This window comes from Actinokineospora alba (assembly GCF_004362515.1).
GTDB lineage: Bacteria > Actinomycetota > Actinomycetes > Mycobacteriales > Pseudonocardiaceae > Actinokineospora > Actinokineospora alba.
Window position 1 is genome coordinate 5,108,220 of sequence record NZ_SNXU01000001.1, and the last position, 14,000, is coordinate 5,122,219.

Sequence of the window (14,000 nt, forward strand, 5' to 3'; positions counted from 1 at the left end):
TCGCAGAGGAGGCGAGACCACATGCCTGACCCGATGCCGTATCCGAGACCCGACGGCCAGGTGGCCGACCCGGCCGACCCCGCCGGGGGCGTTTCCATCCCGAGTCCGCGTGACGAGGAAGAGCTCGAACCGACGATCGTCCTCGGCCGGGAGTAAACCGAGGCGAACCACCGCGCGAACAGTCTCGTCACGCTTTGTCGCCGCGCCCGGCGCCTGACATGATTCGGGCCCCGAGCGGGTCGCTCCCGCCCCCAGGCGGAAGGCGTGGTGCGATGGCCGACGACGCGGTGCCCTGGGAGCTGATCGGGCGCGCGTTCGACACCGCGCCCGCCCAGGTGCTGATCGTCACCGGGCCGGACCACGTTCTGCGCTACGCCAACGCGGCCGCGACACGGGTCTGGGGCCTCGGTGGGCTCGGCGTGCCCGGTCGGACCGCCTTCGCCGACGTCGACCGGGTCGACAGCCTGATCGAGCAGCTGGACCGGGTCCTCGACACCGGCGAGCCGGTGGACGTGCGTGAGTCGCGGCTGGGGTTCGTCGTCGACGGCGAGCCGCGTGAGGCGGTGCTCCACTACAGCCTGTCGCCGCTGGTCGGCGCCACCGCGGACCGGGTCGGCGTGCTGATGATCGCCGCCGACGTCACCGACGAGGTCACGGCCCGCGACGAGCTGCACGCGCTGGCCGAGCGCAGGCGGATCGCCTTCGACCGGGTCGCGCTGCTGGCCAGGGTCACCGAGGCGGTCAGCGTGGCCGACGACCCGCGCGCCGAACTCGCCGCTCTGGCCGACATCGCGGTCCCACAGCTCGCCGACAGCTGTCTCGTGTTCACCATCGACGACACGGTGCCCCCCGGACCGGAGGGGATGGTCCTGACCACCGTCGCGCGCACCCAGGTCCAGTCGCTCTCGGTGCCGCCGCCCACGGGGGTGCGGTCGGTGGATCCCGCGAGCTCCTGCCCGGTGGCGACCGCGATCCGCACCGGCGTGGTCGCGCACTGGCAGGGCTCGCCGGAGCGGCCGCCGTGGTCGCCCGAACTGCGTCTCGACGACTGGCACCGAGGCAACCGCGTGCACGCCGCCGTGGCCCTGCCGCTGCACACCGAGTCGCACACGGTCGGCGTGGCGCTGTTCGGCGTGTGCGCGCCGCGCGGCCCGATCGGCGACGACGACGCCGAGTTCCTGGCGCTGCTCGGGGCGTGGCTGAGCAAGCCGCTGGCCCGCGGCAGGCGCCAGCAGCGCACCCGCGACGTCGCGACCACCCTGCAGGGCGCGATGATCACCGAGCCGCCCACGGTGCCGGGAGTCTCCCTCGCCGTGCGCTACCAGCCCGCCCAGTCCGGTGTCGCCGTCGGCGGCGACTGGTACGACGCGTTCGAACTGCCCAACACCGACCTGGTGCTCGCCGTCGGCGACGTCGCGGGCCACGACATCAGCGCCGCGGCGACCATGGGCCAGCTGCGGGCGGCGCTGCGCGCCATCGCCTTCGACGACGCCCTGCGCCCCGGCGGTGTCCTGTCCCGGCTCGACACCGTGGTCGACGGCCTGGACATCGCGCCGTTCACCAGCCTCGTCCTGGCCACCCTCGAACGCCGCCCCGGCCTGCCCGCCCGGCTGCGCTGGAGCAACGCGGGCCACCCGCCGCCGCTGCTGATCACCCCGACCGGCCCGCCCGAATACCTCACGCGGGCCGCGGGCCGGGTCATCATGGGTGGACTGCCACGGCCCGCCCACCGCACGACGGCGAGCATGGTCGTCACCCCCGGCACCACGGTCGTGATGTTCAGCGACGGGCTGGTGGAGAACCGGACCCGGTCCATCGACGAGGGGCTGGCCGAACTGGCCGTCCTGGCCGACCGCGCCCGCGGCCTGTCCGTCGACGAGCTCAGTGAATACCTGCTCGAACACTCGAGCGGAAACACCGACGACGACGTCGCCCTCCTCGTCGCCCGACTCGACGAGCAGTAGCCGTGGTCTGGCAAACAAACCCGGCCACGAACCCACCGCTACCTAAGGGGACCGGGACGAGAATCAACCACGGTCACCCTCCACTCCGTACCATGACTTCGCAAGGTGACCCAAACCCAAATTCCGGGGAGGCGGCACAGTGCCCGATCCGGCCCCGCCCGCCCATAGCGTGGCGTTCTACCGCGACGGACCGACCTATGTGGCGGCGGTGCTCCCGTTCGTCCTCGGCGGCCTGGACGCGGCTGAGGCGGTGGCCGTGGCGGTGCCCCAGCCGAACATCGACAGCCTGCGCGCCGCGCTGGGCCCGGTGGCGTCGAGCTCGGTCGAGTGGATCGACATGTCCGTCGCCGGACGCAACCCGGGGCGGATCATGACCGGTGTCCTCGGGGCGGTCGCCGACAAACACCCCGACGAGGCCGTGCGCATCGTGGGTGAGCCGGTGTGGCCGGGCCGCAGCCCCGAGGAATACCCCGCGTGCGTGCAGCACGAGGCGCTCATCGACGCCGCGTTCGAGGGTCGGCGGCTCGCCATCCTGTGCCCCTACGACCTGGCGGTCGGGCCCGCCGCCCTCGCCGACGCCATGGCCACGCACCCGGCGATCCTGGAGGGCGCGGTGGGCACGCCCAACCCGTATTACGACCGTGAGCGCGCGCTCGCGGCGCACAACGTCCCCCTTCCCCTCCCGGACCACGCCCGGACGTGGTCGGTCACCCCGTTCGACATCGCCGCGCTCCGCGTCGCCGTCGCCGACCTCGCCGCGACCGCCGGGCTCACCGCGGAGCGGATCCAGGACGTCGTGCTGACCGTCGTGGAGTTGGCGACCAACAGCATCGAACACGGCTCCGGCACGGCGACACTGTCGCTGTGGGAACGCGCCGACGCGCTCATCGTGCGGAACTGGGACGCCGGGATCATCAGCGACCCGCTCGCGGGCCGTCGCACAGTGGCGCCGACCCGTGGCCGCGGCCGGGGCCTGCTGCTGGTCAACGCGGGCGCCGACCTGGTGCGCACGCACATCGACGAGGCGGGCACCACGATCCAGGCCTGGTTCCGGCGGAACTGACCGGAAGTTTCGCGTTCGCGGTTTGGGGAACCACTCAGGAATGAGTGCCCAGGGAGACCTACTTCGCACCGTGACGAAGGTGTCCGCCGCCCTGCACACCGCGGGTATCCGCTTCGCCCTGACCGGCGGCTGCGCGGTGTACGCCCGAGGCGGACCCGAGACCGAACACGACGTGGACGTCCTGGTGAAGCTGTCCGACGTCGACGACGCCGTGCGCGCGTTGGTCGCGCAGGGCATGCGGGCCGCGCCGCCGCCGGAGGACTGGCTCACCAAGGTCTACGACGGCGACCGGCTCGTCGACCTGCTGTTCCGGCCCAACGAGCGGCCGGTCACCGACGAGGTCCTCGACCGTTCGGAGGTGATGCGGGTCGGACCCGCCACCATGCCCGTCCAGAGCGCCACCGACGTCATGATCGGCAAGCTGCTGGCGCTGGGAACCCACCGCGGCGACCTGAACGAGCCCATGCAGTCCGCGCGGGCGCTGCGCGAGCAGATCGACTGGTCGAGGGTGGCCGTGGAGACCGCCGAATCGCCATACGCCGAGGCGTTCCTGCTGCTCGCGGGCAGGCTCGGCGTCTCACCGAGGCTCATCCGCATCCCCGACGACCGACCGCGCGACACCGAAGACATCGAGGACACCGAAGACCGGGAGGAACTCGCATGACCGGCGACCACAGCACGGGCGCACCCCAGTACCAGGTCGCGGCCGTGCGCCGGGCTTTGGCCGAGGACGACCGCACCGCGGAACAAGGCATCAAGGTCACCGTTCGGGGTGACACCATCCTGCTGTCCGGCGACGTCGAATGCGAGCGCAGGCGCGACGAGATCGCCGCGGTGGTCCACGAGGTGGTGCCCGCGATGCGCATCTACAACGACATCAAGGTCACCGAGGCGGGCGAGCCCACGGGCCGGGAGGAGTTCCGATGATCCGCATCGCCGCCATCGGGGACGTCCACCTGAGCGAGGACACCGGCGGCCGATTCCGCCCAGCCTTGCAGACCTTGGACGAACACGCCGACGCGCTGCTGTTGGCGGGCGACCTGACCCGACACGGAACCGTCGAGGAGGCGGCGGTCGTGGCCGCCGAATTCGGCTCCTTGTCGGTACCGGTCGTGGCGGTCCTGGGCAACCACGACTACCACAGCAACCGGTCGGCCGAGGTCACCGAGGTGTTGGCCGAGGCGGGAATCTCGGTGCTGGAAGGGCAAAGCGCGATAGTCCCGATCGACGGCCGCAAGGTCGGAATCGCGGGCGTGAAGGGATTCGGTGGGGGCTTCGCGGGCAAGTGCGCCAGCGCCTTCGGCGAACCGGAGATCAAGGCGTTCGTCGAGCACACCGAGGTGGCGGCGGCGAAGCTGCGCGGCGCCCTGGAGGCGATGGACTGCGACGTCCGGATCGCGCTGACCCACTACTCGCCGGTCTCGGATACGTTGCGGGGGGAGCCGCCGGAGATCTACCCGTTCCTGGGCTGCTACCAGCTGGGCGAGGCGATCGACTCCTGTGAGACGGCCCTGGCGATCCACGGACACGCCCATTACGGGACTGAGCAAGGATTCACGCCGGGCGGGGTTCGGGTGCGCAACGTCGCCCACCCGATCATCCGAGCCGCTTACGCGATCTACTGCATCGATTGATCAGGCGGGGGCGGCCGATCGCAGAGCGGGAAGCAGTTCCTTCTCCGCCACGTCGAAGAACGCGTCTTGGTGCTCCCCGCCGATCTGCACCAGAGCGACGTCGGTGAACCCCGCCTTCCAGAACTTCGACACCGCCTCGATGATCGGCTCGAGCTCCGGTCCACAAGGGATGGCCCCGGCCACATCCTCCGGCCGGACGAACTTCGAAGCGCCCTCGAACCCCGCCGTGGTGGGCAGATCCGTGTTCACCTTCCACCCGCCGCCGAACCACCGGAACTGGTCGTGCGCCCGCGCGACGGCGGCGTCACGGTCGCGGTCCCAGCAGATCGGGATCTGGCCGATCTTGCGGCCCTCCGGGTCGGCGATCTCGTCCCATCCCTGACACAGCTCGGGTTTCGGGTCGGTCGCGACCATGTGGTCCGACAGCGGCGCGAAGTGCTCGATCGACTCGCGGCCGGACACGGCGGTGGCGATGGGGACACGCACGTTCGGGCAGTCCCACAGTCTCGCGGAGTCGACCCGGAAGTGGTTTCCCGAATAGTCGACGAGCCCGCCGTCGAAGAGCGCGGCGATGATCTGGATCGCCTCGGCCAGCATCTCGTGTCGCGTGCCGACCGGTGGCCAGCCCTGGCCGACGACGTGCTCGTTGAGGTTCTCGCCCGAGCCCAGGCCCAGGGTGAAGCGGTTGTCCGACAGCAGCTGCGCGGTGGCGGCCTGCTGCGCCACGATCGCCGGGTGGTACCGCAGGATCGGGCAGGTCACGTAGGTCATCAGGCCCACGGTCTCGGTGGCGTGCGCGACCGCGCCCATCGTCGTCCACGCGTTGGGGGCGTGGCCCTGGGAGGCGAGCCAAGGGGAGTAGTGGTCGCTCATCACCTCGAAGTCGAATCCGGCGCCCTCGGCGGCCACCGCGTGGCGGACCAGGTCGGCGGGGCCTGCCTGCTCGGTCATCAGGGTGTAGCCGAAGGCAACCATCGCGCGTGCTCCTCTTCCTCGGTTTACCTGGACTTACCCGCCGTGGACCGGCGCAAACGGGCTGTGCTTGAACCCCACCGGACCGGGGTACCCGCTCGCATGACGACCACGACCTCCGAGCAGTCCCTGTGGCTGCGAACCGCGCCGTCGACCGCCTATCCCTCGCTCGCCCAGGGCATCCACGTCGACGTCGCCGTGGTGGGCGGCGGGATCACCGGGCTCACCACCGCCCTGCTGCTCAAGCGCGCCGGGCTGCGGGTGGCGGTGCTGGAGGCGGACCGGATCGGCAAGGGCGCCACCGGCAACAACACCGCGAAGGTCAGCGCGCTGCAGGCCACCACGTACTCGCGGATCACCCGCAAACACGGAGCCGACGCGGCCGCCCAGTACGCGGCGGCGAGCACGGCCGGGGTGGACCTGGTGGCGGCCCTCGCCGCGGAGGAAGGGATCGACTGCGACCTGCGGCGCCGCCCGGCGTACACCTACGCCATCGCCGAGGCCGAGCGCGACGCCGTCCGCGCGGAAGCGGAGGCGGCCGAGCGCGCGGGCCTGCTCAGCGAGTACCAGGCCGAGAGCGACCTCGACGTGCCGTTCCCGGTGTTCGGCGCGGTCCGCTTGGCCGACCAGCTCGCTCTGCACCCCCGCAAGTACGCCATCGGGCTGGCCGCCGCGGTCGACGGCGACGGCTGCGTGGTGCACGAGAACAGCCAGGTGGTCGACGTCGAGGGCGGCGAGCCGCCCCTGGTGCGGACCGCGGGCGGGGTGGTCCGCGCCGACCACGTCGTCATCGCCAGCCACTACCCGATGCTCGACCGGGGGCTGTTCTTCGCCCGCATCGAGGCCGTGCGCGCGTACTGCGTCGCGGTGCGACTGCGCAGCGGCACCCCACCGCGGGGTCTCGCGATCAGCGCGGGCAGCCCGGCCTGGTCGATCGCGCACTCGGGCGACTCGCTGATCCTGGCCGGGCAGAGCCACCGCACCGGTGCGAGCGACACCGCCGGCCGCTACGCCGCTCTCGAGGCGTTCGCGCACGAGCACTGGGACGTCGCCGAGGTGACCCACCGCTGGTCGGCGCAGGACGGCAGCCCCTACGACGGGCTGCCGATGATCGGCACCTACCTGCCCGGGTCCGACTGGCTCACCGTCGCCACCGGCTACCAGAAGTGGGGCCTGTCCACCGGCTCCTTCGCCGCGCTGCTGCTCGCGGGCCACATCACCGGCCAGGAACAGCCATGGGCGCGGCGCTTCAGCCCGCACCGGGTCTCGCTCAGCGGCCTGGGAAACCTGGCGAAGATGAACGCGACCGTGGCCCGAGACCTCGTCGGCGACCGCCTGGCCCCGATGCTCGACAGCTCCGACGAGATCCCTGTCGGCGGCGCGGGCATGGTTCGCGACGGAGCGGGCCGCAAGGCCGTCTACCGCGACGAGACCGGCCAACTCCACGCCGTGTCGGCGCGCTGCACCCACCTGGGCTGCCTGGTGCGCTTCAACGACCAGGAACGCAGCTGGGACTGCCCGTGCCACGGCTCCCGGTTCGATGTCGACGGCACCGTGCTGGAGGGGCCGGCAGGCAAGCCGCTGGAGCCGCGGACGCCGTGAGCGTCAGGGCAGGCTGGGCAGGTCGGCGCGCGGGACCTCGCTGACCGAGCGCAGGGCGGTGAGCGTCGCGTGGCCCTCGGCGAGCAGGGCGGCGTCGGTCCCCGGCTCAAGCTCGGTGTCCACCGCGACCGTGGTGACGTCGATGAACCCGTCGCGCAGCCGCTCGACTCGGCTCTGCACCACACCGAAGTCGGCCAGGGCCGCCCACTGCACCGGTTTCACCTGGTCGGGCGCGACATTCGGCACGTTGAGGTTGAGCACCGACCCCGCGGGCAGGTCGGCGAGCAGCTTGAGGGTGTCGCCGACCAGGGCCGCCGCGGTGTCCCAGTGGTGGTCCTCGGCGGGGTCCAAGCCCACGTCCAGCGACACGGCCAGTGCGGACACACCGTTGATGGCCGCGGTGAGCGCGGCCCCGACCGTGCCGGAGTGCAGGATCGCGCGACCCACGTTCGCGCCCCGGTTGATCCCGGAGAGCACCAGCTCCGGCGTCTCCCCGAATCCGCCACGGCAGGCGGTGAACGCGATCAGACCCGGGTGCGCCGCGACCGCGTGCGTGACCGCGGCGCGGGCCAAGCCCGGCAACTCCCGGTTCTCGACCCCGACCCGCCGCCCTTCGACCGCCGCGGTGAGTCCCGCGCTGGTACCACTGGACTCGGTGGCGGGCGCGGCGATGGTGACCTCGAAGCCCGCGGCCAGCGCGGCGTTCGCCAGGCCCAGCAGGCCGGGAGAATCGATGCCGTCGTCGTTGGTCACCAGGATCATCGGTCCTCCTCCTTCACGCACGGCGTCAGCCGCACTCGTTCGCTCAGTTCGCGCACCGCGTGGCCGGAACCGGTGCCCAGCCCGTGCCGGGTCACGTTGATCGCACCCGCCGCCCCGGCCAGCCGCAGCGCCGCGTCCCACGGCAGGTCGGCGGCCAGGCCGTAGGCGAGCGCCGCCGTCATCGAGTCGCCGCCGCCCCACGTGTCCACCGGCACCAGACCCGGCGACTCCACCAGGTACGCCTGGCCGTCGAAGTAGGCCAGGGACGGGTGTTCGGCGCGCGAGATCACCACGATCTCCGCGCCGCTGTCGGCGAGCCGGGCTGCGGCCTTGCCCAGCGGTTCGTCCTTCGGCACCTCTTCGTCGCTGACCTTGATCACGGTCGGCCCGCCCTCACACGCCGCGTCCAGCCGCGACCCCGACAGGTCGACGACGACCTTGCACCCGTTGCTCGTGAGGTCCGCCGTGAGCCGCTCGTAGAGGGAGTCGGGGACCACGCCGTCGTCCAACGGTCCGCCGAGCACCGCCACCCCGGCCCGCAGGCCCGCGAGGAGGATGGCCTCGTAGAGGTCGTCGAGTTCGTGTCTGGTCAGCGGGTCGGCGGCCATCCGCACCACCTCGGTGCGGCTGCCGTCGCGCCGATCGTGCACATAGGACCCGTTGCGGGCCGAGACGTCGATGGCCTGGACCCGCAATTCGGGCTCGATGAGGTGGCGCAGCGCCTGCCCGGTCTCACCGCCGAAGGTCGCGCACACGGTGACCTCGGCACCCAGGGCGGCGGCCATTCTGGCCTGCCAGATCCCCTGGCCACCGGCGTGCAGATGGATGTCGGGGCGCCCGTCCAACTCCTCGACGGTCACCGTCAGGTCGGGTGCGGGTGCCAAGACCGCGATCGAGATGTCGCCGATGATCCCACCGCCTTTCTGATCGGGAGGTACCCAAACTTCTCCGGGTGGAACCCCCGCGGGCGACGCGGCATCGGGGTTGGTCAGACGCGCAGGCGGCCGAACCTCATCGCGCCGTCGGCGATGGGGGAGTGGCGCAGCGTGAACACGTCGCGGAGGTAGTTCATCCGCAGCCGCCACGGTGCTTTCTCGCCCTGCTTGGGGAAGTTGCCGATGGAGCGCTGGACGTATCCGGCGGAGAAGTCCATGAACGGCTCCTCGGCCACCGCCGGGTCGCGTTCGGGAACGCACGAGTCGTAGCCGTTGTCGACCATGTGCTTGAGCAGCCTGCAGATGTACTCGCAGGCGATGTCGGCCTTGAGCGTCCACGAGGCGTTGGTGTAGCCCACGATGTAGCCGAAGTTCGGCACCCCGGAGAGCATCATCCCCTTGTACGCCATGGTTTCCGGCAGCTTAACCGAGTTGCCGTCGACGACGAGTTCCATGCCGCCGAAGGCCAGCAGGTTCAGGCCGGTGGCGGTGATGATGATGTCGGCGTCGAGCGTCGCGCCGGAGGCGAGCCGCAGGCCGGTCTCGGTGAAGGTCTCGATCCGGTCGGTGACGATCGAGACCTGACCCCGGCGGATCGACCGGAACAGGTCGCCGTTGGGCACCAGGCAAACGCGTTGGTCCCAAGGGTTGTACGACGGCTTGAAGTGCGTGTCGATGTCGTAGTCGGCGGGCAGCTGCCGCTGCAGCGCCTTGCGGAGCAGCTTCTTCACCAAACCCGGCCTGCGCCTGCTGAGCTGGTAGAAGCCGGTCGCGATGAGCACGTTCTTCCACCGCGTGATCGCATACGCGAGCTTGCCCGGCAGCACCTTGCGCAGGGCGTTGCCGATGGCGTCCTTCGCCGGGATGGTCACGATGTAGCTCGGTGAACGCTGCAGCATCGTCACGTGCGCCGCGTCTGGGGCCATCGACGGCACCAGCGTCACCGCGGTCGCCCCACTGCCGATCACCACGACCCGCTTGTCGGCGTAGTCCAGGTCTTCCGGCCAGTGCTGGGGGTGCACGATCGTCCCGCCGAACCGCTCGGTGCCCGCGAACTCCGGCAGGTAGCCCTCGTCGTAGCGGTAGTAGCCGGTCGCGCTGAGCAGGAAGTCGCAGGTCAGTTCCATCGCATCGCCGGTGTCGCCACGCAAGGCCCGCACCGTCCAGCGGGCGTGCGTGCTCGACCACTCAGCCGAGACGACCCGGTAGCCGAACCGGATGTGCCGCTCGACGCCGTACTCGCGGGCGGTTTCCTTGACATAGCTCAGGATGTGGTGGCCGTCGGCGATGGCCTTCTGCTCGGTCCACGGCTTGAACCGGTAGCCGAGGGTGAACATGTCCGAGTCGGACCGGATGCCGGGGTAGCGGAACAGGTCCCAGGTGCCGCCGATGCTGTCGCGGGCCTCGAGGATCGTGTAGGTCTTGGCGGGCAGTTCGGCCTGGAGGTGACAGGCCGCACCGATCCCGGACAGGCCCGCCCCGACGATCACCACGTTCACATGCTGCGGCTGGTCCGTCATCGGGCACTCACTCCTGTCCACCGGCTCGTCAGACATCGCCGAGTCTGCCACGAGGCGTGTTGTCCGGCCTTGGTAAACGAGTCAGTCGCGCACGCGGTACGAGCTCGGCGAGGTGCCGGTCCAGCGGGTGAAGGCGTGGGTGAAGCTGGTCGGGTCGGAGTAGCCGAGCCGCTGCGCGACCTGGGCGACGCTGAGCCCGACGGTGCCGAGCATCTCGACGGCCAGGGTGTGGTGGATCTCGGCTTTGAGCGCCCGGAAGGACGTCCCCTCGTCGGCCAGCCTCCTGCGCAGGGTGCGCACGTCGTGGTGCAGCCGGGCGGCGACCTCGTCCATGCCGACGTTGTGCTCGGGGTGGGCGAGCAGGGCGGAGCGGACCCGGGCGGCCATCCCGGTGCGTTCGGCGGTGGTGTCGAGCAGGGCCTGGCACTGGCGCTTACAGGCGTCCCACGTGTGCTCGTCGGCCTGCGGGAGCGGGGTGGCGAGCAACTCGTCGGGCAGCGTGATCAGGTTGCGCGGGCGTCCACTGAGGACCTGCAGACCGGGGAGGACCGCCGCCAGCGCCTTCGCTCGCGGCGCGGACAGGGTCACCTCCATCCGGACCTCCGGGACCTCGGGAATCAGCAGCCTGACCAAGGCGGCGACGGCGGCGAGGTCGCGTTCGACGAGGAGGTCGCGGACGTCGGCGGGGAGTTCGTCGTCGAGCAGGGCCAACACGGTCTGGTCGTCGTCGCGCCGCAGCACCGGGTGGACGAACGCCGTGGTGAGGCGGAAGAAGCGGACCCCGACCTCGATCGCGTCGCGCCACGTCGGGCTGGTCAGCAGCGCGAAACCCCACACGCCGACCGCGCCCAGGGTGTAGCCGCGGCCTGCCTGCACGCCGAGTCCGGGCAGGTCGCCGAGCCTGCGGACCAGGTTGCGGCCCACCCGAAGCTCCTGGGTGGCGTCGATCCGGTCGAGTTCGTCGAGGTCGTGCTCGGCCAGCCCGGTCCCGACGAGGCACTGCCGCGCGCTCAGCCCGTGGTCGAGGCCGGTTTTCAGCAGCAACCGGGCGCCCACGGGGCCGCGGGGGAAGTCCCAGGTCGGCATCGGCGGCCTCCGGCTGTCCGAAAAATACAGGTTGCTGACCGATTGAATCATGGCCCGGCGTGGTCCGGGTTCCTACGGTGATGGGATGGCAGCAGGGCAGCCGCGGGTGGCGATCGTCGGGGCAGGCATGTCCGGGCTGTGCATGGCCGCGAAGCTGCGCCAGGCCGGGTTCGACGACCTGGTGGTGCACGAGAGCGCGGGCGAGGTCGGCGGCACCTGGCGGGACAACACGTACCCGGGCCTGAGCTGCGACGTTCCCGCGCGGTTCTACTCGTACTCCTTCGCCCCGCACGCCGGGTGGAGCCGCAACTTCGCGCCGGGCGCGGAGATCCAGCGCTACTTCGTCGGCGCGTCCGCCGATCTCGGGCTGCGTCGGCACATCCGGTTCGACTCGGAGATCGCGCGCGCCGACTGGGACGGCCGCCGCTACCGGCTGCGGACCACCGACGGGCACACCGACCACGCCGACGTGCTGATCGCCGCCACCGGCATCCTGCGGGAGCCGCGGCTGCCCGACATCGAGGGACTGTCGTCGTTCGCCGGGGCCGCCTTCCACTCCGCTCGCTGGGACCACTCGGTGCCGTTGCGCGGCAAGCGGATCGCGGTCATCGGGACCGGGTCGACGGGGGTGCAGATCACCTCGGCGCTCGCGGGTGTGGCGAAGCCGCTGACGTTGTTCCAGCGGACCGCGCAGTGGATCCTGCCGCTGCCGCAACTGCCGTACAGCCCGGTTTCCCGCGCCGCTCTCCGTGTGGTGCCTGGGCTGAACCGGCTGAGCTACAGGTCGTATCAGCACATCATGGAGTTGGTGTTCGGCCACGCCGCCGTCGAGCCGGGCTGGCAGCGGTCGGCGGTCGCGGAGGTCTGCCGGTCGTACCTGCGGCTCGCGATTCGCGACCCCCGGCTGCGCGCCAAGCTGACGCCGCCGGACGACCCGATGTGCAAGCGCCTCATCATGTCCGCCTCGTTCTACCCGGCGCTGCGTCGTCGGGACGTGCACCTCGTCACCGACTCGATCACGCGGGTCGAGCCCGCGGGCATTCGGACGTCGGATGGGCGGTTGCACGAGGTCGACGTCATCGTGCTCGCGACGGGGTTCGACGCGCACGCGTTCCTGCGGCCGATGGAGCTCGTCGGCGAACACGGGCAGACCCTCTCCGACGCCTGGCGTGATGGACCGCGCGGCTATCGGACCGTTGCGGTGCCGGGGTTTCCGAATTTCTTCACGCTGATCGGGCCGCACAGCCCGATCGGCAACCACTCGCTGATCGCGATCGCCGAGACGCAGGCCGACTATGTGCTGGGGTGGCTGGAGCGGATCCGGTCGGGCTCGGTGTCGACGGTCGTGCCGACCGCGGAGGCGACGGAGGAGTTCAACACGGCTCTGCGGTCCGCGATGCCTTCCACTGTGTGGACGACCGGCTGCGACAGCTGGTACCTCGGCGCGGACGGGGTGCCCGAACTGTGGCCTTGGACGCCCGCCGTCCATCGGCGGATGCTTGCTTCGCCTGTGCTGCCGCACTTTCAGGTCACCTAGTTTTGGAGGGCTTTATGGGGCGTAGGTCGCTCAGTGGCAAGGTCGTGGTGATCACTGGTGGGGCTCGGGGGATCGGGGCTGCTACGGCGCATGCTCTGGCTGCCCGTGGTGCCGTAGTCGTGATCGGTGATCTGGACGGGGATAAGGCTCGGGAGACGGCGGCTGCTGTCGGTGGGTCTGGGCATGCGCTTGATGTGACCGATCATGCTGCGTTCTCGGCGTTTCTTGGGTCTCTTGGGCCGATTGACGTTTTGATCAACAATGCTGGGATCATGCCGTTGGCTGCTGTTACCGAAGAGGCGCCTTCGACTACCGTGCGGCAGTTGGAGCTCAATCTGCATGCGGTGATTCATGGGACTCGTGCTGCTGTCGCCCTCATGCTGCCGCAGGGGTCTGGGCACATTGTGAATGTGGCTTCGGCGGCGGGGAAGTTCGGGTTTCCCAACGCATCGACTTATTGTGCGACGAAGTTCGGTGTCGTGGGGTTCTCTGAGGCGGTGCGTGCTGAGTTGCGGGGGACTGGGGTTGAGGTGACGTGTGTGATGCCGGGGATGGTTCGGACTGAGTTGATCTCTGGGTTGGCGGAGATCGGGGTTCTTCGGCCGGTTACCGCTGAGGCGGTGGCTTTGGGGATTGTTCGGGCTTTGGAGCGGCCTCGGTTTGAGGTGTTTGTGCCTCGGCGGTTGAACGCTCTCACTCGGGCTCAGCGGTTCTTTCCTCGGACTGTGTCCGACTGGGCTATGCGGGTTATTGGTGCGGATACCGCTCTTGTCGGCCCTTCTGCGTCGCGGGCTGCTTACGAGGCGCGGGTGCAGGGGTAGGCCAGTGGGGTGCACGGCTGGGTGGTGTTCGCCGATTCGGCTTGATCTGGGGACCCCTTGAAATGGGCCGATCGGTCACCGGGGCAGGAAAGGAATCCTGCCCG

14 protein-coding genes are annotated in these 14,000 nt (G+C 70.6%); 9 read left to right on the plus strand and 5 right to left on the minus strand.

What is annotated here, in order from left to right; genetic code table 11:
* The first annotated feature begins 21 nt into the window (after positions 1 to 21).
* From C8E96_RS34420 to C8E96_RS23545, 6 genes are all read left to right on the plus strand, one after another.
* On the plus strand, positions 22 to 156 hold the full coding sequence (locus C8E96_RS34420) for a hypothetical protein (protein ID WP_267463820.1): 135 nt from the start codon (positions 22 to 24) through the stop codon (positions 154 to 156).
* A gap of 116 nt (positions 157 to 272) precedes the next feature.
* On the plus strand, positions 273 to 1,964 hold the full coding sequence (locus tag C8E96_RS23525; RefSeq protein WP_166658088.1) for a SpoIIE family protein phosphatase: 1,692 nt from the start codon (positions 273 to 275) through the stop codon (positions 1,962 to 1,964).
* Positions 1,965 to 2,103: 139 nt separating this feature from the next.
* Positions 2,104 to 3,027, plus strand: a complete 924-nt coding sequence (locus tag C8E96_RS23530) for a sensor histidine kinase (protein WP_091368103.1) — start codon at positions 2,104 to 2,106, stop codon at positions 3,025 to 3,027.
* A 70-nt stretch (positions 3,028 to 3,097) separates the two neighbouring features.
* A complete protein-coding gene (locus C8E96_RS33490; RefSeq protein WP_228769562.1) occupies positions 3,098 to 3,691 on the plus strand; it encodes a nucleotidyltransferase family protein in 594 nt (197 codons plus the stop codon).
* Entirely contained in the window at positions 3,688 to 3,954 is a 267-nt protein-coding gene (locus tag C8E96_RS34190; protein WP_133794703.1) for a BON domain-containing protein, read from the plus strand. The genes C8E96_RS33490 and C8E96_RS34190 overlap by 4 nt, the downstream gene beginning before the upstream one ends.
* Positions 3,951 to 4,661, plus strand: coding sequence for a metallophosphoesterase family protein (locus C8E96_RS23545; RefSeq protein ID WP_091368105.1), 711 nt, complete (start codon positions 3,951 to 3,953; stop codon positions 4,659 to 4,661). The genes C8E96_RS34190 and C8E96_RS23545 overlap by 4 nt, the downstream gene beginning before the upstream one ends.
* On the opposite strand, the gene C8E96_RS23550 is transcribed toward C8E96_RS23545, so the two are convergent.
* Positions 4,662 to 5,636, minus strand: coding sequence for a TIGR03557 family F420-dependent LLM class oxidoreductase (locus C8E96_RS23550; RefSeq protein WP_091368108.1), 975 nt, complete (start codon positions 5,634 to 5,636; stop codon positions 4,662 to 4,664).
* A gap of 99 nt (positions 5,637 to 5,735) precedes the next feature.
* Between C8E96_RS23550 and C8E96_RS23555 the strand changes: the two genes are divergently transcribed.
* On the plus strand, positions 5,736 to 7,235 hold the full coding sequence (locus C8E96_RS23555) for an FAD-dependent oxidoreductase (protein ID WP_091368111.1): 1,500 nt from the start codon (positions 5,736 to 5,738) through the stop codon (positions 7,233 to 7,235).
* Between the two features lie 3 nt (positions 7,236 to 7,238).
* Here C8E96_RS23555 and surE read toward each other — a convergent pair whose 3' ends face one another.
* The 4 genes from surE to C8E96_RS23575 all read right to left on the minus strand — a co-directional run bounded on the left by surE (position 7,239) and on the right by C8E96_RS23575 (position 11,538).
* Entirely contained in the window at positions 7,239 to 7,997 is a 759-nt protein-coding gene (gene surE, locus C8E96_RS23560) for a 5'/3'-nucleotidase SurE (RefSeq protein WP_091368114.1), read from the minus strand.
* Positions 7,994 to 8,908, minus strand: coding sequence for a 1-phosphofructokinase family hexose kinase (locus C8E96_RS23565; protein WP_324187114.1), 915 nt, complete (start codon positions 8,906 to 8,908; stop codon positions 7,994 to 7,996). The genes surE and C8E96_RS23565 overlap by 4 nt, the downstream gene beginning before the upstream one ends.
* Before the next feature lie 77 nt (positions 8,909 to 8,985).
* Positions 8,986 to 10,452: a flavin-containing monooxygenase gene (locus tag C8E96_RS23570; RefSeq protein ID WP_091368117.1), complete on the minus strand. Its 1,467-nt coding sequence runs from the start codon at positions 10,450 to 10,452 to the stop codon at positions 8,986 to 8,988.
* Between the two features lie 81 nt (positions 10,453 to 10,533).
* Positions 10,534 to 11,538, minus strand: a complete 1,005-nt coding sequence (locus C8E96_RS23575) for an AraC family transcriptional regulator (protein ID WP_091368120.1) — start codon at positions 11,536 to 11,538, stop codon at positions 10,534 to 10,536.
* Between the two features lie 85 nt (positions 11,539 to 11,623).
* Here C8E96_RS23575 and C8E96_RS23580 point away from each other — a divergent pair, with 85 nt between their 5' ends.
* Complete coding sequence (locus C8E96_RS23580; protein ID WP_091368125.1) at positions 11,624 to 13,075, plus strand: flavin-containing monooxygenase; 1,452 nt, start codon at positions 11,624 to 11,626, stop codon at positions 13,073 to 13,075.
* A gap of 14 nt (positions 13,076 to 13,089) precedes the next feature.
* Positions 13,090 to 13,896, plus strand: a complete 807-nt coding sequence (locus C8E96_RS23585) for an SDR family oxidoreductase (RefSeq protein WP_091370068.1) — start codon at positions 13,090 to 13,092, stop codon at positions 13,894 to 13,896.
* The last annotated feature ends 104 nt before the right edge of the window (positions 13,897 to 14,000 follow it).